Source organism: Pseudomonas sp. Pseusp97, from assembly GCF_047304025.1.
Classification (GTDB): Bacteria; Pseudomonadota; Gammaproteobacteria; order Pseudomonadales; family Pseudomonadaceae; genus Pseudomonas.
The window spans coordinates 21917-47772 of record NZ_JBGLYK010000022.1 but is presented as its reverse complement, the minus strand read 5'-3'; the positions used below and the strand labels follow the sequence as shown (position 1 = coordinate 47772).

Here is a 25856-nt window from a genome sequence, read left to right as displayed (position 1 = left end):
GCGGCAGACGGCCGCGGCTGGACCGGCGGCAGGCGCTCCAGGTGGGCAGCGATGGAGCCGCGGCGCGCCAGCAGGTTGACCCGCGCCACGGCGTTCAGCAGTGCCCTTGCCTCCACGGTCATCAGGTCGGCACGCAAAGTGTACACGGCACCCCGCAAGGCCTCGCCTTCCTTGCGTTGACGCGAGGGGCTGCTGCGTACGGCCGTTTCGATAGCTGTCTGCAGATCCTGGACATAGGACGAGGCTCGTTCGTTGACGATCACCAGGTCGACGTCCAGGCCCTTCATCCGCCAGTACTCGCGGGCACGCAGGAGTTGCCGCAGCAGCGACAGATCGTCGACTTCGTCGATGCGCAACAGGACGATCGGCAAATCTCCGGAAATCGCCAGCGGCCAGAGCCCGGACTGGCGCCCCGCCCCGCGCCGGAGGGCTTCCTGCGGTGCCCGCCAGCGATAATCCGCATAGAGAATCGGCGCCGCCAGGCGCTGGAAATCGGCGGCCTCCTCGGCATCGATACCCAGGTCGTGCAACTCCACCTGGGCCTGGGTCCAGGCCAGGGTCTTGGCGCGTTCGAAGGCGTTGCGTTCATGGTGTTTGTCGATCAGGTCAAGCAAGGCGTCCCGGGTACTGGCTACCAGTGTCCAGAATGCGACCCGTGCAACCTTGCCCGGCGCCACCCGCAGGCGCTGGCGAAGGGAGAAGATCGGATCGAGCACGCTGCCCTGGGAGTTGCCCAGGGCACGGTGGCCCAGAACTGCCTGCGCCTCCCGCAGGGTTCGACCACGGCCGAGGAAGCGGGCGCGGTCGGACTCATACTCCATCTCGCCGATCACCTCGCCCTCGACCACTGCGAAATGGGCCGCCCAGATCGACGGATCGTCCGGCGAGCGCAGGCGTCGGGTGGCGACCAGGGCGCCGAACTCGGCAAGGTATTCTGTCTGTACGAACATCCGCGAGAACACCGGATGCGCGCCATCGGCTGCCGGCATTGCCAGCACCACTTCGGCATAGGAAGTCAGTTCGATTTCACGTGCACGGCGACCATGATTGGTCAGCGACACCCGCCGCACCTCGCCATCGTCCTCCCCGGACACCAGTACTTCCAGGCTGGTCAGCAGCGCGGCGTCGCGCTGGATGAACTCGGCGTGGTCCTCGTCGAACAGTACCTCGCCATTCTCCACCGGTTGTCCGCCAGGCTGCGCCGTGGCCGACCACAGTGCGCCGCTCTGCAGGTCGCGCAGGAAGATGAAACTGCCCCAGTCGTCGCAGGTAGCATCCTCGCGCCAGCGCGTCACTGCGATATCTCCCCAGCGGCTGTAGCCGCCACCGCTGGCAGTCAGCATCAATGCGTAGCGGCCGTTGGACAGCAGATGAGTGATCGGCGGCCCATCGAGCACTGCATCGACTCGGCGCAGCGTGGACGCATCGTCAATGGTTTCGCTGGGCGCTACCGCAACTTCCTCGGCGCGGGGATGCCCCAGCGCCACGTCGCGCGGGACGCGCTCCTGCAACAGCAGTTCGCTGGCCTGGATCATCGGCTCGCGATGCAGGCGGCAGCGCATGCGCCCGTGCAGCAGAGTATTGGCGATGGCAACGATGCTCATGCCCTGGTGGTGGGCCATGAAACTGCGGACGATGGCGACGCTTTCCCCGTCCTGCAGGCGTGAGCGGGTGAAGTCCAGAGCCTCGTAGAAGCCATAGCGGCCGAGCGCACCGACAGCCGTCAAGTGATCGAAATTGCGCAGCGCCCCTTGCGCATCGACCATGGCCGCCAGCGCCGTGGCATAGGGCGCTATGACAACGTTTTCGGTCAACCCGCGCTTGAGACCAAGTCCCGGCACGCCGAAGTTCGAATACTGGTAGGTGAATTCCAGATCGCGGGCGTTGTAGGCCGATTCGGAGATGCCCCAGGGGATTCCCAGCGCGGCGCCGTAGGCCTGCTGCCGCGCCACGACAAGGCGGTTGGTCTGTTCCAGCAGGCTGCCGGCCGGCGCCCGCATGACCAACGAGGGCATCAGGTACTCGAACATCGAACCGGACCAGGAGATCAGCGCCGAGCCACCGGGCACCGGCGTGGCCGTGCGGCCCAGGCGGAACCAGTGGCGGGTCGGCAGGTCGCCCTTGGCGATGGCGAACAGGCTGGCCAGGCGTGCCTCGGAGGCCAGCAGGTCGTAGCAACTCGGGTCCAGGCGGTTGTTGTCCACGCAATAGCCGATGGACAGCAGCTGGCGCTCCTGGTTGAGTAGGAAACCGAAATCCATTTCCAGTGCCAGCCGCCGTGAGGTATCGGCCAGGGCCTGAAGGCGACGGTCCACTGTCTTTTCATGGCCATGCCGTCGGTCTCGGCTGTGCTCGGCAAAGGCCCTGCACAGTGCGTCGAACCAGAACGACAGGTCGTCGCCCTCCTCGCCAGCCCGCGCGAGGCCCGCGACGCAACGCACGGCCTTTTCCGCGCGGTGCCCGAGGGCGGGCAGCAAGGCGTCGAGCGATTGTGGGCCGGTGAGGGCCCGGTGAATCACCCGCACGTCCTCCTTCACCTGCAGCAACGCGACATCTTCTACCAGCGGAAGCCTTGCGACGGCTTGCCGTGCCAGATGCAGGGTGTCGAGCAGGCCCTGGCGCGCTTCCACCACCAGCGGGCTGGCGCGCCACTCCTCGCACGCGTTGGCCAGCACGATCAGGTGCCCAGCCAGGTTGCCGCTGTCCACCGAGGACAGGTACCTCGGTTCGAGGGCACGCAGGTCGTGGGTTCCGTACCAGTTGAAGAAATGGCCGTGGCTGCGCGGCAGCTTCTCCAGCACCGCCAGGGTGCCTTCGAGGCGCTCCAGCGTCTGCAGGCCGCCGGCCCAACCGAAATCGCGGGCGGCCACCGCGGACAGCAGGTAAAGGCCAATATTGGTAGGTGAAGTGCGGTGAGCCAGCACAGGCCTGGGCTGCTCCTGGAAGTTGTCCGGCGGCAGCAGATTGTCCGCCGGTGTGACGAAGGTCTCGAAGAAGCGCCAGGTCCGCCGTGCGCCCAGGCGCAGTGCAGTTGCGTCATCCTCTTCCAGGCCTGAACGGCGCGCCGGCTGCGTGGGCCTGCTGCTGTAGAACGCGAGCAGAGGCGCGCCTAACCAGAGCAGGGTCAATGGCAGGATCAGCAACCAGTTCGCCGGATGCAATACCAACCCGGTGATGCCGGCCGATGCGGCGAGGGCCGTCCCGCCGGCCATCTGCCGATAGCTGCCGAGCCAGCCGGGGCGCGGCTTGCGTGAGGACTGTGCGGCGGTGGTCCACTGCAGCAGGTTGCGCTGGCTGACGTACATCCGCCAAAGCGTGCGCAAGATGGCATCGACCATGCTCCAGGCATCGTTTGCCAGAAAGGCCAGCGACAGCAGGATCTGCAGCAACGCACGACGGAAGTCGGCACCGAGCATGGCGAAGTGGCTGCGTATTCGAACACCCGAGCGCGCTGGCAGCAATGCGCAGTAGATCGGCAGTAACGGGGGGATCGCCTGGGTCAGAATGACCAACATCGCGGCCAGCAGCGCCTGGGGCAATGGCAACCACCAGCAGAGCAGAAGGCCGGACAGGGCGAAGGGCGCGACCAGCGATCGTCGCAGATTGTCGAGCATCTTGCAGCGGCCGATCAACGGCATCGCCTGCGGCCCGCGCCAGTGGCCGAGCATCCACGGCAATAGCTGCCAGTCGCCGCGGGTCCAGCGATGCATGCGCCTGCTCGCCACATCGAAGCGCGACGGCGACTCTTCAACGACCTCGACATCCGACACCAGCCCTGCGCGGGCGAAGATGCCTTCGAACAGATCATGGCTGAGCAGTCGATTGTCCGCGACCCGACCGGCCATCGCGCGCTCGAAGGCATCGACGTCATAGATCCCCTTGCCGGTGAAGGAGCCTTCGCCGAACAGATCCTGATAAACGTCCGACACCGCCGCCGCGTAGGGGTCCATCCCTGCCGGGCCGGAAAAGACGCGCTGGTACAACGACCCCTCCCCGCCCATCGGCAGCGATGGCGTCACCCGCGGCTGGAGTACCGCGTGGCCGTTGATCACTCGCTGCTGCAAGGCATCGAAGCGCGGCTGGTTAAGCGGGTGGCCCATCTTGCCGATAAGGCGCAGAGCCGCCTCGCGGGGCAGGCGGGTATCGGCGTCGAGGGTGATGACCAAGCGTACCTCGCTCGGCACTCGCGGCGGCTCTCCGGCAATCGCCACGAAGCTGGTATCGGTGGCGCCGCGCAATAGCCGATTCAGTTCATGCAATTTTCCGCGCTTGCGCTCCCAGCCCATCCAACAGCCCTCGGCAGAGTTGAAGCAGCGCCTGCGAAACAGCACGAAGAAGCGCTGGCCGCCGGGCCCTGGGCCGTAATGCTGATTCAGGCGTTCGATGGCCGCAGCCGCAGCATCGAGCAGCGGTGCATCACTGGGCAGGACCTCCTGTGGCGCGTCGACGCCATCGAGAATCAGCACGAAAGTCAGGTCACCGCCGATACCCGCCAGATGGTGGACCTCCAGCCGCTCGATCTGCTCCAGCAGATCGGCCTCGGTGGTCAGCAAGGTCGGCACCGCCACCACGGTGCGCAACGCCCGTGGCACGCCGGCCAGGAGTTCCAGCGCAGGCAGCGTGATCGCGCCAAAGCTCCAGGTCACCAAGCGGTTGATGAGTGCCGTGGCCACTTCGGTCACCGGAACGAAAAGGCAGGCCAGGAAGGCCAGCATCCAACCCCAGGAGAACGCAGGCTGATTCAGCAGATGCGATACGAATCCCAGCAGCACCAGGCTGAGCAGGCCGATGGCACCGATGTAGCCGCCCATGCCCAGGCGCACGCTGAAGCGATTCAGGCGCAGGTGCAGCGTCGGGCTGAAGCAGATGGCGCGCTCCAGCGTCGGGCGACCTTCAGCAATCAGATGAAATCCGGGATCGAATTCACGGCGGGAGTCTTCGCCGTCCGGATGTTCGGCAACGGCCTGACGGCAAGCCTCCAGGGCGTGATCGACCACCTGGAGCTCGTCCAGACACGAGCCGCGCGCCAACTGTTCGATGGCGCTGCGATAGAGGTTACGAGTGGGAAAGTCCATGGCAGCGAAGTTGCTGCCGTCGCGCAGCCGCGCGTCGACCAGACTGACATTCTCGAACAGCTGTGCCCAGTCGATATCGGAGATCAGGCACATGCTAGTGATCACATTGCGCACAGTGACATTGGAGGCGCCCAGGCGCTGCTGCGCATGCTGGACCGCCGCCTCGACGCTGACACCCTGTTCGTGCAGGCGGTCTTCGAGCCAACCCAGTGTCGGTGTCGTGCGCGGGTCCTGGTCGCGCATGCGTTTGGCCAGTTGGGCCGAGAACACCTCGGAAAGCGGACCGGTCGAGCGCGCGGCGATATCCGCCTCCAGTGCCGAACGAGCGTGCCCTGGCGAGAGCAGACGCTCGGCCAGGGCATCGGCATCGGCACGGGCTATGCGCCCGGCACTGATCTGCTCGGCCAAGCGCCGCAGGTTCTCGATCAGGACGATGCGCAGGGTAATCGCTACCGCCCACAGCTCGCCAATAGTCAGCGGCTGGACCCGCTGGTAGGCATGGATGTAGCGCTGCAGCAGTTCAACATCGAGGTGGCTGTCGGTGTGCGCCACGAAGGCCCAGGCCAGCCCGAAGACGCGCGGGTAGCCGGCGAACGGCCCATCGGCCAGCTTGGGCAACTGCCGGTAGTAGCCAGGCGGCAGGTCGTCGTGGACCTCGCGGATTTGCTCTTCGACAATGTGGTAATTGTCCAGCAGCCACTCGGCAGCCGGTACCACACCATTGCCCCTTTCCAACTCGACAGCGCTAGCCCGGTAGGCAGCCAGCAGGACACGGGAGTTGTCATCCAGGCGCACATGCAACGGCAGTACACGCTTTGGCGTATCCGTCACTTGTTGTGCCAGGGCCAGGCTCTGCGCGTGCTGTTCGAGCCGTTCGATGCCGAAGAGTTCTTCTCGAACCGGTGCCAGACTGTCCCAGGGAGGCTTTGATCGGTCGAGGCGCAAGGCCCGGAAATGGAGCGACATCATGGCATTGCTCCGGAAGTGCAGCGGAAACCTGGCCGGCCGACACGAGCGTCAGGGTGGCACGTACAGAGCAAGCCGCGTCTGTCGGTACCCGGCGAGTCCTGAAGAGGCTGCCTTTATCACCGCAAGCCGTGAGGCATGTCTGACTGCAACCTTCGCAGACCAGGACTACGACGTCGGTGCGGTTGCGCACTTAAGGTAAGGGCCGTTTGATGCTCGGCTCTGGTGACCTCCATCGTAACCGGCAGTTGCACGATCAACGACGCGGCTTGCGCCGAACCACCGGCGTTTCATTCACCCTGGTCCGGCGATTGACCTGCGGCACGGAGTGTGTCGTCATGGACAGCTGACGCCATGCCCTCTTGCAGAGAATCACCGCATGCCGCCATTGGCGCCGTAGACCCGCCGCCACACTGCGCTTTCTGTAGTCATCCATCGATGGCGCATCACTGCTCATGAACAGCTCCGGCGCGGCTGGGCTTCGTGCCCTTCTCCGGTCGATGGGTGGGCTTTCCAGCAGAATCGACCTCCAGCGATTGCTGGAGTATCGCTTCCGCTCTGGTCTTCGGATTGACGTCGTTATCTGAGCCCGGCAGACGCGGCGCTTCGTTGCGCCTGCCGGGCGGATGAGTCTTCCCCTTGGGATCAGCGGCCCCGCCATGGGGGCCTTGCTTGCCTGTCTGGTTCATGGTCGCCTCGCCGCGCTTGCCACTCCTGCACCATGCAGAGTGTGGAGGGAGCGACAATGACAACCTTTCACCAGGTTGTCGGTGCGGTAGCCCACTTGCGCTGGTCATCCAATAACGGGCACCGGTACGTGCGGTAACAGACGGACCGACGCCTTGGCTTCGCGGATGCTGGAAACTGGTTCGAAAGGTCGCATGCCAGGAGAGCAACCATGACCCGCTACTGCCATCAGGTCTCAGGTGTGTTCAACCGACGATCACAGGCCGATTGCGCAAAACAGGACCTGTTGGGGTTGGGCATTCGTCTGGACCGAGTGCGCATATTCGACAACCAGGAACTGGTGCCCTCCGGGCGCCTGCGCGCGAAGCGGCGCCCCTTCAGGCAGGTCATCAAGGGCGTTGCCGTCGGGACGCTGTTCGGCCTGCTGGTCAGTGCGCTGTTCGCATTCGCCATGACGAACGCCGGAGCAGGTCTCTTCGGCGGCTCGCCGCTATTCGAATTGCTGGGCTGGGGTGCTGTCGTGGGAGGGCTGGTGGGCGCGGCAATCGGCGCGTCGGCGAACGTCAGCCAGGACGACCATCCCTTCGGGTACACCCTCTTGCCAGGAAATGTCGTTCTGCTTGCCGAGACCCGCTCGGCGCGCGAAACCCTGCGCGCCTTCGACATCATCGAAAGAGCACCCGGAGTCGGTGCGCACATGGACATCAGCCTGGTCTGAGTTGGCACATGACGACGCAGCGGCCGACTCCGGGCAGCGGACGGACAACAGCGTCAGGATGGCCGTCGTCCCTGGAGCATACGCATCACCACTATTGCTACTGCCGCGATCAACAGAACATGAATGAAGCCGCCCAGGGTGTAGGCGGTGAACATCCCGAGCGCCCAGAGGATGAGCAAGCAAACAACAACGGTTTCCAGCATGATGATTTCTCCTACTGCGGCTTGCGGCACTCGATGACCTGATTCGCCAGCCAGGCCGGATAGCCGTCCGTGCGCCATCGCACGTTCGGTGGGGACTACTCCTCCGAGGGATCGACCGGAGACTGGTGCGGAGCCTGTGATGGTGCTTCGGCCGGGTTAACCGATGGAGGCAGCGTCGGCTGTTTCTTGTCGCGATCTCGAAATGAATATCGCTCGGCGGGAGAGCCATATTCACCGCCCGGCAGTGTGGGCCTGACACCACCACCGGCTGGCGATGGGCTGTCCGGAACTGTTCCCGGTTGTCTTTTCATGGCGACCTCTGGTGAGCCGATCACTGCTGGTCGCCAGGACGTACCGAAACACCAGGCCAGCTCGCTGTCGACGGAATGCAACCATGGCAGGTCGCAACTCCTGGCGTCGGTGCGCAAGCGCGCTTAGCCCCTCACAAAGACCGGCAGTGCTCGCGGGGACCTTCCCAGCGGATTGCTCCAGTGGTCTAGCGCACAGACAGACGAACGCCTAAGACGCAATCTTCAAATGAGCGTTGCACTTGAATGCAGGAGGACACTATGAACCCCATCACCCTCTTCATTGTCATGGTTCTGACAGCCATGGGGGCCGTCCTCATCTACTTTGGCCACACGGTTGTGGGCATCGTTGTGCTGGTGTGCGCACTGGTCGTCTCGCTGTCCCTCAAGATGGCCAATACCTGGCAGAAATTCGTCGTGTTGCGCGCAGGCAACCTGCAAGGCGTGTGCGGGCCCGGACTGTTCATGATCATTCCGGTCCTGGACAGCGTCGTCGCTGTGATCGACGAGCGAATCCAGACCACGGCGTTCAATGCCGAGCAGGCACTGACCCGCGATACAGTGCCGGTGAACGTCGACGCCATCATCTTCTGGCACGTGCACGACGCCCGCAAAGCGGCACTGGCGATCACCGACTACCGGCAGGCCATCGACCGGGTAGCACAGACCTCTCTGCGGGAAGTGATCGGCTCGTCGATGCTGGCCGCGCTGCTATCCGATCGACGCAGCTCCGATCAGCAGTTGTGCCGCGAGATTGGTGAAAAGACTCAGGAATGGGGTGTCACCGTCGGCTCGGTGGAGATCCGCGACGTGGCCATCCCGGTAGCATTGCAGGACGCCATGTCACGCCAGGCGCAGGCCGAACGCGAGAAGCAGGCGCGAATCATCCTAGGCTCCGCAGAAGCGGAAATCGCCGGACGTTTCGTGGAAGCGGCCACTATCTATGCCGGTCAGCCTACTGCCTTGCAGTTGCGCGCAATGAACATCATCTACGAGACCACCAAGGAGCGCGGAACCACCATCCTCATTCCCAGCGCCATGATCGACAGCATGAATCCGACCGTTGCCGTCGCCACAGCCGTGGCCACCCAGGCCGGTGCGACTGATGTCGGCGACGAACCTTCGTATAAGAGTCCGCGAGTCAATGCTGCAATAAGGGGAAAGGTGTAAACCTTATTCAGGACGGGGCATTGGAAAAAAAACCCCGCATTTGCGGGGCTTTTTATTTGCGCAGATTACATTGCTTGCACTTGATCAGCCTGAGGACCTTTGGGCCCGTTGGTCACGTAAAAGCTGACCTGCTGACCGTCATCAAGCGTTTTGTATCCGCTGCTTTCGATCGCGCGAAAGTGAACAAAAACATCTGCGCCGTTTTCGGGTGTTATGAAACCGAAACCTTTCTCAGCGTTGAACCATTTAACGATACCAGTTTGACGAGTAGTCATGATGAATCTCCAAATAATGATCATGCCATGCGATATGCGAGACATGACTGGATGCGAAGTGAAGAGGGGCCGCAAAGATGGAGAATCCAGAAGACAAAACATCAATCGGTGCCGCTAAACCGAGCAGGCAGGAGACTCACCATACAGGTTCTGCAAGGAATAGATAGGCAATTTAAAAAATATGCAGATATCTGGCAGACGGTCGGGGATGAGCACGAGATATGCGTATAGTGAATGCTAGTCACCAACCTGGTGGCTCATCGCCTGAGGTGACATGATGTCTTATTCAATGTTAGAAACTGCGCGTTCGGATCTGGAGAAGAAAATCGCAGCGTTCCTTTCCAAAGGCGGAGAAATCCAAGAAATTCCCGCCGGTAGGCATGGCCGTAAGGAGCCATACAAACGGAGCGAGTGGACGATTGGCAAGGCGAAAAATTCAGCCGCCTGATGTTTTTGAAAAAAACCGCATCGGAAGATGCGGCTTTTACCGTGTGACCGCTACTCCTCAAACCATTCGGCATCACCAGATCCAGCCGGTTTGCAAGTCCTCGACCTGCACCGCCAAGCCCGCACATCGCTCTTGGTCTTCGCCTCCCTCGCAATCAATTCCGCCAATCCATTCGCGATCAGGTCAGCATTGCTAACCAGCACATCGAGATGGCTTTTAGCCGCCAAGGCTGTTTCGGTGGAACCGCGTTGCTCGATCCAGATTGCCAACTCCTCTGCTGCTGCACCCATGGCGTTGATATTCTCATTGAGGCGATAAAGCAGCGCCGAGACAGTAGTATCGGTCATGCCGGTCTCCTAAGTGAAAGCTCTCTTAGGGCGGGAACTAAAAGCCCGCGGGGACCTGCGGGCAGGGAAGACAGCTTGCGACTGTATGCCCCTAAGCGGAGCTATTGGTAGGTTGCGTCAGCAATCTGGCGAGCTGAATACCGGCTCGCCGTGGCGATTGATGCGCGTGATCTTTGCCAGAGCTTTTTCTGCTGCGGCAAACGCTTGGGACATCACACCAAAGCAGGACAACCCATAGACCAAGTGAAAACTCGGCGTCGAGCCCTCATACTGGTCCTGCACTGCGATAAAGGCTAATGCGTGGTCGCCATTCATCTTGGCTAGGCTCCACGTGTCGTAACCGGGGAATGCACGTTCGTTCATGGGAGCCTCACAATTTCAGGGGATAACCCACTATCCTCCTGATACCGCTGAATAGCTCTCAATGGTTCGGTTATTCGACCAAGGGTCGAGAACGCGACAGACACTGATCTCCCTACCCTTCACTGACCGCACTGACTGCCGATAACTGCTCGGCAGATCCATCGGCGTTGTCACGCGCACGCGAGCTGTTCGCTCAGTGTTGAGGCGCTAGAGCCTCTTCTACAGTGGTCATGAGCGCCGTGAAATCAAATGGCTTGTCGAGAAATCTATGCGTTGGGAAGTCTCTGCTCCAAGAGCCGCCGGGATGTCTGGGGATCTTTCTGCAATTTGACGCGCGAGTTCTACGCCGTCGATTTCTCCAGGCATTGAGATGTCAGTAAGCAAGAGGGCTAGTTGGCCAGGATTAGTATTGATCCAGTCGAGCCCGTCATCGGCATTTCCAAGAACGATCGCGGGGATTCCATAGTCTTCCATCGCTAGACCCAGAACTCTCGCCAGAGTCGAATCATCATCGAGGACGAGCACGTATGTGACGTTTTTCGTGAGCGGGCCTCTGAGCGTTTCCATGCCTAAACTCCTCTGTGTGCAGCGGTAGAAGGCACAGTCTCGCGTACGTTCACCTTATCCGCGTTACTCGTCACTTTGCCGACGTGTGGTGGAAATAGTTAGGGTTTCCACCATCAGCCGCTTACCGTCTTGGAGCGATTGACGCCCATCTAAGATGGCGGTCTCTCATCCGAGCCTAGGGGCTCAGAAGATGACGCCTGAGATGTCTAAGTGAAGGAGCAAGTAACTCGTGGGTAGATCAGCCAAATCAGATGTGGTGGACTTGATGGAGGAACTGGTGAAGTTCACCCTGCTGCTGCGCGATCGCCAGGACTTCCTGGTGGATCGTTATTCGGAGCGCAAGGAGAGCGCCGAGCAGCTTTCCGCCCGCGTGACTCAGCGCTCGATCTGAGGTCGCCATGCCCATCGAAATCAGACAAGTACGCCCTGAAGACGCGCCGGCAATCCAACTCATCTACTCCCCCATAGTGGCGAATACGGCAATCTCCTTCGAGGAGATACCGCCGACAATCGAGAAGATGCGGCAGCGCATCGTCACGACGCTGCAGAACTACCCGTACCTTGTTGCAGAGCGCGCTGGGCGCCTGGTTGGCTACGCCTACGCCAGCCAGCACAGGGCGCGCGCCGCATGCCGATGGACAGTAGATGTGACCGTCTACATAGCAGAGGGTGAGCAGCGTCGTGCTGAAGTGGGTCGCAGTCTCAACGCAGCGCGGCTTCCCATTCTTGCCAAGCAGGGATTCAACGCTGCCTATGCCGGCATCGCGCTGCCCAACGCCGGAAGCGTTGGCCGGCATGAATGGCTGGGATTCCGGCACATCGGCACCCTCCCGCAGGTCGGTTTCAAGCTGGGCCAGTGGCACGACGTGGGCTATTGGCGACTGGAACTCGGTACGCCGAGCAACTCGCCCAGCGATCCCTGTCGATACCCGGAAATCACCCGCTGAGCGGCAGCAATGGGTCGGTAGCTGCCTCCCTCACACAGCAACAATTGGCCAAAAGCGAACGATGAGATAGCAGCCGTTGAGAAAGAGCAAGATTTCGTACATTCCACCCTTGTCAGGGCTTATAGACGGGCTTCCTCGAAAGCAATGACTCAATTGGATAAGAAAATCTGTTCTCTCAATCCAACATCGACTGCTGGGCAAAGATTCCCGCCATCGCGCCCTGCGATGATGCCTGGGTGACCGATGGCAAGAAGGGTGTCGTGAGGTCGCCGGCGGCATATATACCGGGCGTGCTGGTTTGGCGGCGTTCGTCGACGTTGAGGACGATGCCGGTGGGAGTCTCGACCGTGGCAAGGCAAAGCGATTCATGCAGACCTGCGGACGGCCTGTTGCGCGGATGGGCGAACAGGATGTCGACCGCGACATTGCGGCGGGTATCGAGATTGACTGTGGCGATATGGCCCTCTTGGTGAGCGATCTCGACGATCCGGCCATCGACGACAGGTATGTTGCGGCGTTCCAGGTCGGCCTGGATATCGGGCGCAATGTCATGACCATCGGCAAAGAGAGTCAATTTGTCAGTCCAATCGCCGAACAGCCTGGCAGATTGGTGCGACTGCGGGCCGGACCAGACGAGGCCCCAATGCTGGCCGGCGACTTCGAAGCCATCGCAATAGGGGCAAGGCACAATGGACTTACCCCAACTTTCGGCAAAGCCTGGGATGTTCGGCATTTGGTCAACGACGCCATAGCTAAGGATCACGCGTCGCGCCGCAAAGCTCTCGCCGCTGTCGACGAGGACGGAAAAATCGTCGATCGCGCCGGAGATGCTGTCGGCCCGGGCTTTGACGAAACTGATGGTAGGGTAGCGCGCGAGTTGCTTGCGCGCCTCGGCCAGGATGTCCTGCGGTGGCTTGTGATCGTGGCCGAGCATTCCATGCGAATGGCCGGCGAAGCGGTTGCGCGGCAGGCCGGTATCCAGAAGGGTGACCTTGCGACGGGCCCGGCCGAGCTGCAGGGCGGCTGCAAGGCCGGCAAAGCTGCCGCCGATGATGATGACGTCATTCATGGTGATGGGCTCCGCGTTGTGTATGGAGGGGGGCCGGAATTTGCGTCCCACTTCACTTAGCTACTGCCAACTACACGAATTGCCGGCTGACCATCGCGATAGATATGCCTGGCAGGTATGGCCTTCCTCCTCACGGGGGGAAATCCGGGTGCGCGTGACCATAATACATTTTGGTCACACGTTGTCCATCCCCTGACGGCTATGTAGGCTATGCCGCATGAACAAGACACGCACAGCAAAAACAACCACCCGCGGCCCTGCAGATCATGAGGTGCGCGATCAGATCGTGGCCGCAGCCACCGAGCACTTCAGCCTGTACGGCTACGAGAAGACCACGGTGTCCGATCTCGCCAAGTCGATCGGATTTTCCAAGGCCTACATCTACAAATTCTTCGAGTCCAAGCAGGCCATTGGCGAAATGATCTGCTCGAACTGCATCAGCCAAATAGAGGCCGAGGTCCGTGCCGCCGTCAGCGAGGCTGATCGTCCGCCAGAGAAGCTGCGCCGCATGTTTAAGGCGCTTGTGGAGGCATGCCTGCGCCTGTTGTTTCAAGATCGTAAGCTCTACGAAATTGTCGTGTCCGCAGCCTCTGAACGCTGGCAGGTGACTATTGCGTATGAAAATCTCATTCAGGAGATCATCCAGGACATCCTGCAGCAAGGTAGGCAGAGCGGCGACTTCGAGCGAAAGACCCCGCTCGATGAAGCCACCAAGGCGGTCCTCCTGGTCATGCGCCCGTATTTCAACCCGCTACTTCTGCAATACAGCCTCGATGCCACCGAGGAGGCTCCCCTTCTTTTGTCCAGCCTGGTACTGCGAAGTCTGTCGCCATAACAATAGTGACCATTGACTAAATTGGTCACTAGATTCAAGCTGGGGCTCCCTACTTCCTTGCGATGGGTTCCTCATGCGCCGGCGCAGCCTCCTTCTGTCCACTCTCATCGGTGTGATGCCGATCGCGCTGGTCGCCTGCGGCGAAAAAGCGCCGACCGATCCGCGCACGGACGCGCCACTGGTGCGGGTTGTCGTACCCCAGTCGGCAGCACCCGCGCCGAGGTCGTTCACCGGCACTGTTGCCGCACGCGTCCAGAGCGACCTGGGCTTCCGTGTATCGGGCAAGGTCCTGGAGCGGCTCGTCGACACTGGTCAGTCGGTCAAGCGGGGGCAAGTTCTTCTTCGCCTTGATCCTGTCGATCTGAACCTCGCCGCGCGTGCGCAGCGCGAAGCCGTCGCCGCAACCCGGGCGCGAGCGAAACAGGCCAGTGAAGATGAGGCCCGCTACCGAACGCTGCGCGGAACCGGCGCGGTATCGGCATCTGCCTATGCTCAATACAAAGCCGCAGCGGACACCGCGCGAGCACAACTTAGCGCGGCCGAGGCTCAAGCCGAGGTCGCCGCCAATGCGACCGGGTACGCCGACCTGTTGGCGGATGCCGATGGCATCGTCATGGAGACGCTGGTAGAGCCTGGCCAAGTGGTCAGTGCCGGGCAGCCCGTTGTCAGGCTGGCGCATGCGGGGCCGCGCGAAGCCGTTGTGCAGTTGCCGGAGACGTTGCGTCCGGCGGTTGGCTCCTCCGCCCGTGCCACGCTGTTCGGCAAGGACAACGTCAGTGTCGTGACCAGCCTCCGCCAGCTCTCGGATGTCGCCGATCGGCTGACCCGTACCTTCGAAGCGCGGTATGTGCTCGATGGCGAACTTGCCCAAGCACCGTTGGGCACCACCATCACGGTTCAAATTGCGGCGGGGACAGTGCAGGAGCAGGCGCGGAATGATCTGCAGATTCCGATTGGCGCGCTGTGCGACGAAGGCAAAGGCCCAGGCGTGTGGGTCATTCAAGGCAGTCCGGCAAGAGTGTCCTGGCGGCCGGTTACGGTGCTGAGCCTCGATGATGAGCATGCACGTATCAGCGGCGCGCTCAAGCAGGACGACCGGATCGTTGCGCTTGGCGCGCACTTGCTGCGCGAAGGGCAGCAAGTGCGGGTGGAGGGTCAGGCCGAGGTTGCTGCGGTCGAGGGAGTCTCGCGATGACTGGAGGCCGCTTCAACCTGTCAGCACTTGCGGTACGCGAGCGCTCCATCACCCTGTTCATGGTTTGCCTCATCTCTCTGGCGGGCCTTGTCGCATTCTTCAAGCTGGGACGGGCGGAGGATCCGGCGTTCACGGTCAAGGTGATGACCATTGTGACGGCCTGGCCCGGTGCGACCGCCCAGGAGATGCATGACCAGGTCGCAGAGAAGATCGAGAAGCGCTTGCAGGAGCTGCGCTGGTACGACCGCAGCGAGACCTATACGAGGCCAGGGCTGGCGTTCACCACCCTGTCCCTGCTCGACAGCACCCCGCCGTCGGAGGTGCCCGAGGAGTTCTACCAGGCCCGCAAGAAAATCAACGATGAGGCGAAGACCCTGCCTGAAGGCGTCATTGGCCCGCTGGTCAACGACGAGTACTCGGACGTCACCTTTGCCCTGTTTGCGCTCAAGGCTAAAGGCGAGCCCCAGCGTCTGCTCGTGCGTGACGCTGAGTCGCTGCGCCAGCGCTTGTTGCATGTGCCCGGTGTGAAGAAGGTCAACATTATCGGCGAGCAAGCCGAGCGCATTTTTGTCGAGCTATCCCATGAACGCTTGGCAACCCTGGGGATAGGTCCACAGGAAGTGTTCGCCGCACTCAATGGCCAGAATGCCCTGACGCCAGCAGGCTCAGTCGAAACCAGGGGCCCGCAAGTCTTCCTGCGACTGGATGGCGCCTTCGATGAGTTGCAGAAAATTCGCGACACACCGGTGATTGCGCAAGGGCGCACGCTGAAGTTGTCGGATGTCGCCACCGTCAGGCGCGGCTACGAAGACCCGGCGACTTTCCTGATTCGCAATGGCGGCGAGCCGGCATTGCTCCTAGGCATCGTCATGCGCGAGGGCTGGAATGGCCTCGACCTCGGAAAGGCCCTGAACGACGAGGTGAGCGCCATCAACGGCGAGCTGCCGCTGGGTATGAGTCTCACCAAGGTTACGGATCAGGCCGTCAATATCAGCGCCTCGGTCGACGAGTTCATGATCAAGTTCTTCGTCGCGCTGCTGGTGGTCATGCTGGTGAGTTTCATCAGCATGGGATGGCGCGTGGGTATCGTGGTGGCTGTCGCCGTGCCGTTGACCCTGGCGATGGTCTTCGTCGTCATGGCCGCAACAGGCAAGAACTTTGACCGCATCACCCTGGGCTCCCTGATTCTCGCCCTGGGATTGCTGGTGGACGACGCCATCATCGCCATCGAGATGATGGTGGTGAAGATGGAGGAAGGCTTCAGCCGCGTCCAGGCTTCCGCGTATGCCTGGAGCCACACGGCGGCTCCAATGTTGTCCGGCACCCTGGTCACCGCTGTAGGCTTCATGCCCAATGGCTTTGCCCGATCCACGGCGGGCGAATACACCAGCAACATGTTCTGGATCGTCGGTATCGCCCTGATCGCTTCGTGGCTGGTTGCCGTGGTGTTCACGCCCTATTTCGGGGTCAAGTTGCTGCCCGACTTCAAGAAGGTCGAGGGCGGCCATGACGCCATCTACGACACCCCGGGCTACAACCGTTTTCGCCAACTGCTCGGTCAGGTCATCGCTCACAAGTGGAAGGTCGCCGGTGCGGTAGTCGGGCTTTTCGCACTGGCGATCGTCGGGATGAGCGTCGTCAAGAAGCAGTTCTTCCCTATCTCCGATCGCCCCGAAGTGCTGGTGGAGGTGCAGATGCCCTATGGCACCTCCATTGCCCAGACCAGCGCGGCCACCGAGAAGGTGGAAGCCTGGTTGGCTCAACAGAAGGAGGCCAGGATCGTCACGGCCTACATCGGCCAGGGCGCACCCCGCTTCTTCATGGCCATGGGGCCGGAACTGCCAGATCCTTCGTTCGCCAAGATCGTGGTGCGCACCGACAACCAGGACGAGCGCGAAGCCCTGAAGCATCGGCTGCGTCAGGCCATCGCAGACGGGCTGGCCAACGAAGCGCGGGTTCGGGTCTCGCAACTGGTCTTTGGGCCCTACTCTCCCTACCCGGTTGCGTACCGAGTAACCGGGCCGAACCCGGACAAGCTTCGCGACATCGCGGCTGAAGTGCAGCAAGTCATGGAAGTCAATCCGATGATGCGGACGGTCAATACCGATTGGGGTACCCGCGTGCCCTCGTTGCACTTCACTCTGCAACAGGACCGTCTGCAGGCAGTTGGACTGACCTCCAGCGCCGTCGCGCAGCAGCTGCAGTTCCTGCTGAGTGGAGTGCCGATCACCGCTGTGCGTGAGGACATCCGTACCGTTCAGGTCATGGCGCGTGCAGCCGGCGATATCCGCTTCGACCCGTCCCGGATCATGGACTTCACGTTGGCGGGCACCGATGGGCAACGCATCCCGTTGTCGCAAGTGGGCAATGTCGAAGTGCGCATGGAGGAGCCTATCATGCGCTGGCGCGACCGCACGCCGACAATCACCGTACGGGGCGACATTGCCGAGGACTTGCAGCCGCCGGATGTCTCGACCGCCATCAGCCAACAGCTCCAGCCCATCATCGAGAAGCTGCCAAGCGGTTATCGCATCGAACAGGCTGGGTCCATCGAAGAGTCGGGCAAGGCGAGCAACGCCATGCTGCCGCTGTTCCCGATCATGCTGGCTGCCACGCTGATCATCATCATCCTGCAGGTGCGCTCGATTTCCGCGATGGTCATGGTCTTTCTGACCAGCCCGCTAGGACTGATTGGCGTTGTGCCCACGCTGATCCTTTTCCACCAACCCTTCGGCATCAATGCCCTGGTTGGGCTGATCGCGCTGTCCGGCATTCTCATGCGCAACACGCTCATCCTTATTGGCCAGATCCGCCACAACGAAGCGGAGGGGCTAACCCCATTCCAGGCGGTCGTCGAAGCCACGGTGCAGCGCGCCAGACCGGTGATACTTACCGCACTGGCCGCCGTCCTGGCCTTCATTCCTCTTACCCATTCGGTGTTCTGGGGCGCGCTGGCGTACACGCTGATCGGCGGTACCTTCGCTGGAACGGTGCTGACCTTGGTCTTCCTGCCAGCGATGTACTCCATCTGGTTCCGGATACACCCCATCAGCCATGCGCCAATCGTGCAACCTGCATAACATTATGCCGGCATTCTTGCCGGCAACAGAAAACGTCTCTGGATCGGTTTTTTCGGTAGGCAGCAATCGGCCAGAAGCGGGCGTTCGATTTTGGGCGAGGTTAGGTCGAGTGCTACTGCTCTGAACGAGACGTACACGCTATTGATTACTCTGGATTAGAGAGAGCCGACGTGGGGATCTGCCAGACTGGTTTCTTGTCATCTTGACTGTCGAAAGCGCGACGCGCCTTGCGGAATTCCTCGGCGTTTTCGACTACCCACATCCAAACAGGAGACATCCGAACCAACAGTTCCATACCCAATGGCGTCAGCTCGTATTCGACGCGCGGCGGAATTTCCCCGAACTCCCTTCGAAGCAGTAATCCATCCCGCTCCATGGCGCGCAGCGTCTTGGTCAGCATTCGCTGGGTCACCCCAGTCATCTGCCGTTTTATCTCAGCGTGACGCATCGTGCCGTACACACCCAAGGCATGCAGGATGCCCAATGACCATCGGCTACCCGCGTGAGCGAGGACTTCCCGTCTGACGCCATCATCATCTTCTCGGAGCGTTTGGCAGATGGCTTCTGCCTGGCTCAGAGCGTCCTGATTGGTCATTTATCCCTCCTAGGTATCACGCGTGTGCCTTCTTACGAGTACTGCCTGATCATGCCAGCATTCGTTCATGTTATAGGCATCACGCCTCAGGAGAAATCATGACCGAAGCAACCCCGCTTTCCCCTCAATCCATTCTTGTTCTCGGCGCTGGCGAACTTGGTCTCCCGGTTTTGCGCAATCTCGCGCGAGTAGCCAAACGCGCACCCGGTTCCCAAATCAGCGTTCTTCTCCGTGAGTCGACCATCAACACCCAGATACCGGAGAAAAAGGCCGAGATCGACGAGCTTCGTGGGCTGGGCATTCAGATGGTCGCTGCGGATCTGGTGAACGATTCAATTGATCAGTTAGCTGAAGTGTTCGGGCGGTTCGATACCGTCATAGGCTGTGCCGGCATGGTCGCGGGTCGAGAAACCCCCATGAAGTTGGCGACAGCAGCGCTAAGGTCGGGCGTTAAGCGCTACTTCCCGTGGCAGTTTGGCGTGGATTTCGAAGTGATCGGTCGGGGCAGCCCCCAAGATCTTTTCGATGCTCAACTCGATGTACGCGAGGCACTCCGCGCGCAAGATAAAACCGAATGGGTAATTATCTCGACGGGCATGTTCACCAGCTTCCTCTTCGAGCCCGTATTCGAAGTAGTCGACTTCGACAATGACACCGTTAACGCTCTCGGCAGTCTTGAGAACAGCGTGACGCTCACCACACCAGACGACATCGGCACTCTAACAGCGGAAATCGTCTTCTTTGAACCTCGCTTCCGCAACGGGATTGTCTATCTCTCGGGCGACACGGTGTCGTATGGACAAGTTGCGAACATCCTCGAAAATGCGCTGGGTCGTCCATTCAAAACTCACGTGTGGACTGTTCCGTACCTGATGGATGAGCTGAGAAAAGATCCTACCCATCACATCAAAAAGTACCGCGCTGTATTTGCCCAAGGCAGAGGTGTGGCATGGCCTAAAGTGGGCACCTTCAACGAACAGCAGTCGATTCCAGTAACCACCGCTGAGCAATGGGCTCGGGCGAACCTTGGGGGCAAGTGAGCGACGACAGATCGCTGACTTGCAGAGAAGTGTCCGCTATGGGTCCAGGCTGTGTGAAAACGTCGTCCTCGCCTAGAGTTGCTGGAGCAACGTCAGCGGGGCGGCGTATGAAGCGATTCATCGAAGAGGCGAGCCGAGCACAGGTCAGCTTGCTTCCCCAATGCCTGGATGATTTCGTCGCCGAAGACAACCCGATCCGCGTGGTCGAAGCCTTCGTCGAGCAACTCGATTTGGTGGCCCTGGAGTTCAATGGGGCCACTCCTGGCGTAACTGGTCGACCGTCCTATCACCCCGCCGTGATGTTGAAGGTCTACATCTACGGTTACCTCAACCGCATTCAATCCAGCCGTCGCCTGGAGCGCGAATGCCAGCGCAACCTCGAGCTGGTGTGGCTGACTGGGCGACTGGCTCCGGACTTCAAAACCATTGCTGACTTCCGGCGCGACAACGGCAAAGCCATTCGTAATGTCTGCCGGCAGTTCGTCGTGCTGTGTCGCCAACTCGATTTGTTCTCCCAGTCGCTGGTGGCCATCGACGGCAGCAAGTTCAAAGCGGTCAACAACCGTGATCGCCACTTCACCCACGGCAAGCTGCGCGCCCGGATGGAACAGATTGAAAAAAGCATCGACCGCTATCTGGCAGCGATGGACACCGCCGACCGAACTCAATCCAATGTCGCCGAAGCCAAAGCCAGCCGCCTCCAGGAAAAAATCGAGAAACTCCGCCAGCAGATGCAGACGCTCAAGGAGATAGCAGCTAGGCGAAGCACCGGATGGACAAGTCTCGCTCACCGATCCGGATGCACGCTCCATGGCCACCAGTGGCAAAGGTACCGGCGTAGTCGGCTACAACGTGCAGACTGAGGTCGATACCCGGCACCACCTGATCGTTGCGCACGAAGTCACCAACGTCGGCCATGACCGTGCAGCGCTTGCCACGATGGCCGAGCAGGCTCGCGAAGCCACCGGATCTGAACGCCTTAGCGTCGTTGCCGATCGAGGCTACTTCAGCGCAATAGAAATCCTCGCGTGCGGGCAGGCGGGCATCAGTCCCTTCGTGCCCAAGCCGATGACCTCCAGCAGCAAAGCTGAAGGGCGTTTCGGTAAACAGAACTTCGTCTACCTAGCCGCTGATGATGAGTACCAATGCCCTGCTGGCCAGCGTGCAATCAAGCGAATCTCGACGGTGGAAGATGGCCTCGAGCTGGATGTTTACTGGAGCTCTGCCTGCCCGGGCTGCCCGATACGCAGCAGCTGTACCACGAGCAGTTACCGCCGACTCAAGCGTTGGCGGCACGAAGCAATCCTGGAAGCCATGCAGCAACGGCTGGATCGCGAACCAAAGATGATGAGCGTGCGCCGACAGACCGTGGAGCACCCGTTTGGCACGCTCAACATTGGATGGGCGCGACGCACTTCCTGACCAGAGCGCTGCCCCAGGTAAGCACGGAAATGACCTTGCATGTGCTGGCCTACAACCTCAAACGGCTGATGAGCATCTTCGGCGTCACCGGTGCGATGGCGGCACTGCGGGCCTGAGGTCGGTCATTTTCCTGCGGCTCCTAACCTCAAACAGCCATCTACCGCTTCAGGAGACTCAGTCATTGGACAACGGCCGGTAATCGCTTTAGCCGCGCGCACTTTGAGGGCTAATCCCAAATTCGGTTCTGGTGTAAGCACTTCGACGTTTTCACACAGCCTGGGTCGGTAGCTGCCTCAACTCACAGGCAGAAGTGGGCCCCTAGAAGTCATCAGGTGTGCAAGTGCTCTCGCCTAACGCGATGCAGAGCAAACGCAATCATGAAAGGACTCCCAGTTCGCCCCGCCAGAGCAAGAACATTCAGTCAGATCAATGCCTTTCTGACCGCCAAAGCTGCATCAAATATGGATCGCTCCTCATAAGCTGCGAATCCCAGCAGGAAACCAGGGGAGCTCGGTGCCTTGTAGAACCGCGCAAGCGGAAGTACATCAACGTTGACCTCTTCGATTCGCCGGCACGCCTCAGCTTCATCTCCGACCAGTAATGAACAGGGGGTGTCTAGTCCGGCACGAATCTCCGGTACCTCGATCAATCCCTGCCAGTGCTGTGACGCTGCGCAATTGAGCGCTTCAGCACGCAACGAGTAGAGCTTGCGCATGCGCCTGACGTGCCGATCGAAGTGTCCTTGATTGAAAAATGCCGCCAGCACAGCCTGACTAAGGCTATTTGGATGTCGCGAGGTCAGCGCTACCGCTCGGGTAAAGACATCCACCAGATGTTGCGGTAGCACCAAATAGGCCAGCCGAACAGACGGAAATAGCAGTTTGCTGAATGTACCCGCGAGGATCACCAGATCCTCAGCGCCGGCCATAGCGCGCAAGGCAGGAATGGGCTTGGCAATGAATCGGTACTCGCTGTCATAGTCATCTTCGATGATATAGGCCCCAGATGCGCGCGCCCAATGTAGCAGTGCAAGCCTTCTGGGGGGAGATAGTTCGTGGCCGCAAGGCATGTGCCGCGAGGGCGTCACATAAGCCAGTGCCGCCTCGGGAGCGGCCTGGATACCATCCTGGACACGCATACCCTGTTGATCCACCGGTACGTCCACCACCTCACAGCCTGCGAGCGCCATAAGCTGGCGAACTCCCGGATAGCCTGGATCCTCCATCCAAACGCGAGCCCGAGGAGGTGCCAAGAGGCGTAGGCATAGATCGATTCCCTGTTGCACGCTACTGAGTACCACGATGTTGTCCGGCGAAACCTGGACGCCTCGAGCGGAGCCCACATGCTCGGCAATGGCGAGGCGTAAGCTTGGCAACCCGGCGGGCTCATAATCGAGGAGTGTCTCAACTTTGGAACTTCGCATCTGCTGGATATGCAGCTTGCGCCAGAGATCAATCGGGAATGATTGAACGTCGCAGCGCATAGGGAAAAAAGGGCGTAGCCCAGGAGCGACCCTGCGCTTGGCAAAAGCGGATGTGATGGACTTCAATCGTTCTCCCCAGTCCGTGACCGGAGGCATTCGTCGCGCCGGGATTTTTACTCCAGCACTTTGCTGTGAGGAAGTAATTCGCAGTTTTGCGTCCGGAAGCTCCATGCAAACCCGGGTGCCGCTGCCAGGTCGGCTAACCACATACCCTTCAGACAAAAGCTGCTGATACGCTGCCTGCACCGTTCCGCGTGCCACGCAGAGTTGTGAGGCCAGTGTCCGGCTTCCCGGCAGTTTGCTGCCTGCAGGCAAACGTCCGACAAGCATCGCGTCGCGCAGCTCCAAATACAGCCACTTTTGAAGATTGACGCCTTCAGGAGGTCTCCCCGTCGGTAGCGCCATTAGTCCAGACAGGAGCAGATTCGGTGGCATGAGCACCTCGAAAGTGGATCAATACATTAGTCTTGTAGTGGATCATTACCATAGCCCGCTTCTCGACCAAAATTGACTCCAAGCTCTTGTTTTCACCCCATGCAAGTAGCGCCCTTTGGGCTGGTCACCCCATACACAAACCGGCTTTCTGGAATTTGTCGGGGTTATTGATGCAATCGACCGCGCATGTGGCTCCCTCGTCACCGTCGCACAGCAAGGAAAAGAAATTCATGAGTCGCCTCAACTGGTTTCAATCTTCCCCCGGCGCTGCCAAATCCCTTGGAGTACTGCATCATTTCGTAACTACTGCGACAGAACTGCCAGTGCCACTGATTCATCTGGTGTTCCTTAGGGTGTCTCAAATAAATGGCTGCGCTCACTGTATCGATCTGCACTCACGTGATCTGATCAAAGAAGGTATGTCGGTAGATAAGTTGCTGTTGGTACCGGTGTGGCATGAAGCACAATATCTGTTCTCGGATCAGGAGCGCGCGGCACTAGCCTGGGCAGAAGAAGTCACGCGAGTTAGTGAGACACACGTATCAGATGAAGCCTACGCGGCCGCATCGGCAGTGTTTGCAGAGAAGGATCTGGTAGACCTGACAGCTGCAATTGCAGCGATGAACGCTTTCAACCGCATGGGCGTCAGCTTCCGATTGCGGCCTGCGGCAAAAGCTTGATGGCTTAGACCTTGAGCACGCTAGAAGCGATACCTCAGGCGAGGTGATTGCCCCATTGTCTGAGGTCAGCATTGGGTCGGTAGCTGACTCCAAGCAAGGCCCGTGAGCTCACTCCCTTGGCGCATGGGAGTACGTTCGAACACACTTCACGAACCAGTTCAGTGTCTCTTCCGGCGATAAGTAGCCGTCTTCACTTTCGTTGAGGCAGACCATGCCGACCAAGGGGCTGAACTCAAGCCCCAAGCACAGACAGGTATCCTGAAAAGCTCGTAGTGCCTCGCTCTCCACGTCACCCTCGAGCCCCATGATGAAATCATGCATCTGCTTTAGCTGAACGGCTGAAATGGCGAGCGACGTCGGTTGATAGATAGGATCGTCAACGTGAGCATTAGAGACGTGGTAGGCCGGCTCGCTGCTGGCCTTGACTGCTTCGACATAAAGCTCGATCTGACGCTTGATCTCTGCCCGGAGTAAGAGATCGGAAAGTATGGCGGTTTGGCTCGTCATGGAAATGCACCTAGCTGGCTTTAGTCATACCAGGAGCCAACTGGGTTAATTTCTACGAACCAACCAGTCCGAATACGAAGCGTCCTCGCCCCGTCTCGATACGGTCAAACACCGCGCTCCCTCGCAAGAGTTGAAGTGTCCGGACGATGCCATTTCAGGGCTACCGAGCTGCTCCAACTGCCCCATCACGCAAACAGGAATGAGGCAGGTGCATTGGACCGATCATGGGTGAAGATCGATATAAGACGTGTCTGGAATGCAGCTATCCACGACTGAACCCGAAGCTGTGCTGACCATCCCCATAGTTCTTCGTAGCAGCCTTGCAGAGGTAGCTCGCTCGATGGAACAGGTCCGCTAGCTCTCCATGATCACCAGCAGCTCGACTAACCAGGTATCCAGCCGCTCGGGGTATCTCCACCAGGCCACTCACCTCCTCCAGGCTGAGCCCCAGCGCACTGGCCCATGCCTGCTGCAGACGATGGAAGATGTTCTGCTCAGTGGAGGTTTTCCTTCCCACAGTGAAGTAGGCATCTCCATTGAGCAGGATTAGCAGGTGGTAATGCGGTCGCTCTCCCCTGCTCTCTTCTCTCGCCCAGACGTATCTGACCCTGCTGTCATGAGCGTATCGATGCCGAGTGCGAGCTCTCTGCCGGTCATGCTCGATCTTGGCCTTGAAGGACTCTAGGAATCGGCTGATGACCCCGTTGTTGTAAGCGTAGCTAGGCAGGTCTACGTTCAGTGGCAGACGTAGATCCACTCGGAAGGCAAATACTCGGGAGTAGTGCTTCAAGGAGCGCTCAATGGTGCTGTGCAAGCGAGATAGGTACTGCTCGATGAAGGGACCTTTCTCTGCCATGACAGGTAGGCCCTGGAAGGTGCTGGAGTGATGCAGGTGGAGGTTGGTATTGCTGGGATGACGAGGCATGAACGCTGCTCCTGTGTGAGGTTCATATCCTCTGCACAGGGAGTAACTTTCTACTGGTGGAAGGCTGGTCCTTTGGTGTCTAGGACTGTCTGGAGTTAGCTGAGTGGAGAGGCTGGCTAGGGAGGACCTAGTGATTGGATGGAGGGATGCTGAGATGGGATGGCGCTGGGAGGATGAGAGGGATAGGGGTAATGAGCGGTGGGATGGGGTGAGACTGATATGTGGGTAGGGGAAGGTGGATGGATAGGGATAGGGATAGGGATAGGGATAGGGATAGGGATAGGACGGATGTTGAATGGTAGATATAAAGCATATTACCCGCACCGAAAACTCAACCCTCAATGACCTCGGATAGACCGAAGCTAAAGCCCCAATATCGGTTGAGGGTCTTCTGTCTTGATCACTCCGGAAAAATACCAACGCGCCGGCTAGCCTTCCCTACAGGCAAACTCTCTCAGAGGGTTGCGATCGGCTAGAAGCAGACAGTTTCCCGATAGCAAAATGCCAGCTCCGCAT

21 protein-coding genes and 2 pseudogenes are annotated in these 25856 nt (G+C 60.1%); 11 read left to right on the top strand and 12 right to left on the bottom strand.

From position 1 onward, the window contains the following. Both ACCC94_RS07100 and ACCC94_RS07095 read right to left on the bottom strand, forming a co-directional pair. A partial coding sequence (locus tag ACCC94_RS07100) for a glucoamylase family protein (RefSeq protein ID WP_413348601.1) occupies positions 1-6044 on the bottom strand: 6044 nt, incomplete at its 3' end. Between the two features lie 443 nt (positions 6045-6487). Next, entirely contained in the window at positions 6488-6730 is a 243-nt protein-coding gene (locus ACCC94_RS07095) for a hypothetical protein (protein ID WP_192290376.1), read from the bottom strand. A gap of 209 nt (positions 6731-6939) precedes the next feature. Between ACCC94_RS07095 and ACCC94_RS07090 the strand changes: the two genes are divergently transcribed. Continuing rightward, positions 6940-7446, top strand: coding sequence for a hypothetical protein (locus ACCC94_RS07090; RefSeq protein WP_192290377.1), 507 nt, complete (start codon positions 6940-6942; stop codon positions 7444-7446). A gap of 53 nt (positions 7447-7499) precedes the next feature. Here the strand turns inward: ACCC94_RS07090 and ACCC94_RS07085 are convergent, their stop codons facing one another. Next, entirely contained in the window at positions 7500-7649 is a 150-nt protein-coding gene (locus tag ACCC94_RS07085; protein WP_192209985.1) for a lmo0937 family membrane protein, read from the bottom strand. A gap of 569 nt (positions 7650-8218) precedes the next feature. On the opposite strand from ACCC94_RS07085, the gene ACCC94_RS07080 reads away from it, so the two are divergent. After that, positions 8219-9127 (top strand): slipin family protein, encoded by a 909-nt coding sequence (locus tag ACCC94_RS07080; RefSeq protein WP_192319023.1) that lies wholly within the window; start codon positions 8219-8221, stop codon positions 9125-9127. 65 nt (positions 9128-9192) lie between these two features. Here the strand turns inward: ACCC94_RS07080 and ACCC94_RS07075 are convergent, their stop codons facing one another. Further along, positions 9193-9402 (bottom strand): cold-shock protein, encoded by a 210-nt coding sequence (locus tag ACCC94_RS07075; protein ID WP_192209983.1) that lies wholly within the window; start codon positions 9400-9402, stop codon positions 9193-9195. Positions 9403-9676: 274 nt separating this feature from the next. Between ACCC94_RS07075 and ACCC94_RS07070 the strand changes: the two genes are divergently transcribed. Continuing rightward, positions 9677-9850: a hypothetical protein gene (locus ACCC94_RS07070; RefSeq protein WP_412548112.1), complete on the top strand. Its 174-nt coding sequence runs from the start codon at positions 9677-9679 to the stop codon at positions 9848-9850. Positions 9851-9900: 50 nt separating this feature from the next. Here the strand turns inward: ACCC94_RS07070 and ACCC94_RS07065 are convergent, their stop codons facing one another. The 3 genes from ACCC94_RS07065 to ACCC94_RS07055 form a co-directional block, all read right to left on the bottom strand. Further along, entirely contained in the window at positions 9901-10197 is a 297-nt protein-coding gene (locus ACCC94_RS07065; protein WP_413348600.1) for a hypothetical protein, read from the bottom strand. Positions 10198-10314: 117 nt separating this feature from the next. Beyond that, the gene (locus tag ACCC94_RS07060) at positions 10315-10560 is read right to left on the bottom strand and encodes a hypothetical protein (RefSeq protein ID WP_192209981.1); all 246 of its coding nucleotides are present in this window, start codon (positions 10558-10560) and stop codon (positions 10315-10317) included. A gap of 228 nt (positions 10561-10788) precedes the next feature. Continuing rightward, positions 10789-11127, bottom strand: a complete 339-nt coding sequence (locus ACCC94_RS07055) for a response regulator (protein WP_192290379.1) — start codon at positions 11125-11127, stop codon at positions 10789-10791. A 253-nt stretch (positions 11128-11380) separates the two neighbouring features. Between ACCC94_RS07055 and ACCC94_RS07050 the strand changes: the two are divergent. After that, positions 11381-11518: pseudogene (locus tag ACCC94_RS07050) on the top strand (arsenical resistance protein ArsH); the annotation flags it as partial. A gap of 7 nt (positions 11519-11525) precedes the next feature. Continuing rightward, positions 11526-12074 carry an arsinothricin resistance N-acetyltransferase ArsN1 family B gene (locus ACCC94_RS07045; RefSeq protein ID WP_192404249.1) on the top strand — a complete coding sequence of 183 codons (549 nt, stop codon included), beginning with the start codon at positions 11526-11528 and terminating at the stop codon, positions 12072-12074. A gap of 175 nt (positions 12075-12249) precedes the next feature. Here the strand turns inward: ACCC94_RS07045 and ACCC94_RS07040 are convergent, their stop codons facing one another. Continuing rightward, entirely contained in the window at positions 12250-13143 is an 894-nt protein-coding gene (locus ACCC94_RS07040) for an NAD(P)/FAD-dependent oxidoreductase (RefSeq protein WP_192404278.1), read from the bottom strand. Between the two features lie 217 nt (positions 13144-13360). Here ACCC94_RS07040 and ACCC94_RS07035 point away from each other — a divergent pair, with 217 nt between their 5' ends. From ACCC94_RS07035 to ACCC94_RS07025, 3 genes are all read left to right on the top strand, one after another. Then, positions 13361-13978: a TetR/AcrR family transcriptional regulator gene (locus tag ACCC94_RS07035; RefSeq protein ID WP_192404280.1), complete on the top strand. Its 618-nt coding sequence runs from the start codon at positions 13361-13363 to the stop codon at positions 13976-13978. Between the two features lie 73 nt (positions 13979-14051). Next, entirely contained in the window at positions 14052-15173 is a 1122-nt protein-coding gene (locus ACCC94_RS07030) for an efflux RND transporter periplasmic adaptor subunit (RefSeq protein WP_192404281.1), read from the top strand. Next, complete coding sequence (locus ACCC94_RS07025) at positions 15170-18253, top strand: efflux RND transporter permease subunit (protein WP_413348599.1); 3084 nt, start codon at positions 15170-15172, stop codon at positions 18251-18253. Before ACCC94_RS07030 ends, ACCC94_RS07025 begins: the two co-directional genes overlap by 4 nt. A gap of 145 nt (positions 18254-18398) precedes the next feature. On the opposite strand, the gene ACCC94_RS07020 is transcribed toward ACCC94_RS07025, so the two are convergent. Further along, the gene (locus ACCC94_RS07020) at positions 18399-18848 is read right to left on the bottom strand and encodes a winged helix-turn-helix transcriptional regulator (protein ID WP_196619588.1); all 450 of its coding nucleotides are present in this window, start codon (positions 18846-18848) and stop codon (positions 18399-18401) included. Positions 18849-18946: 98 nt separating this feature from the next. Between ACCC94_RS07020 and ACCC94_RS07015 the strand changes: the two genes are divergently transcribed. Both ACCC94_RS07015 and ACCC94_RS07010 read left to right on the top strand, forming a co-directional pair. Further along, positions 18947-19888 carry an aromatic alcohol reductase gene (locus ACCC94_RS07015; protein ID WP_413348598.1) on the top strand — a complete coding sequence of 314 codons (942 nt, stop codon included), beginning with the start codon at positions 18947-18949 and terminating at the stop codon, positions 19886-19888. Positions 19889-19995: 107 nt separating this feature from the next. Beyond that, positions 19996-21426: pseudogene (locus tag ACCC94_RS07010) on the top strand (IS1182 family transposase). 305 nt (positions 21427-21731) lie between these two features. Here the strand turns inward: ACCC94_RS07010 and ACCC94_RS07005 are convergent. Further along, positions 21732-23228 carry an aminotransferase class I/II-fold pyridoxal phosphate-dependent enzyme gene (locus ACCC94_RS07005; protein ID WP_196619590.1) on the bottom strand — a complete coding sequence of 499 codons (1497 nt, stop codon included), beginning with the start codon at positions 23226-23228 and terminating at the stop codon, positions 21732-21734. A gap of 230 nt (positions 23229-23458) precedes the next feature. On the opposite strand from ACCC94_RS07005, the gene ACCC94_RS07000 reads away from it, so the two are divergent. Beyond that, entirely contained in the window at positions 23459-23908 is a 450-nt protein-coding gene (locus tag ACCC94_RS07000) for a carboxymuconolactone decarboxylase family protein (RefSeq protein WP_196619591.1), read from the top strand. A 108-nt stretch (positions 23909-24016) separates the two neighbouring features. Here ACCC94_RS07000 and ACCC94_RS06995 read toward each other — a convergent pair whose 3' ends face one another. Beyond that, a complete protein-coding gene (locus ACCC94_RS06995; protein ID WP_196619934.1) occupies positions 24017-24415 on the bottom strand; it encodes a hypothetical protein in 399 nt (132 codons plus the stop codon). Between the two features lie 262 nt (positions 24416-24677). Then, the gene (locus ACCC94_RS06990) at positions 24678-25271 is read right to left on the bottom strand and encodes an inovirus Gp2 family protein (protein WP_413348603.1); all 594 of its coding nucleotides are present in this window, start codon (positions 25269-25271) and stop codon (positions 24678-24680) included. Positions 25272-25856: the final 585 nt, after the last annotated feature.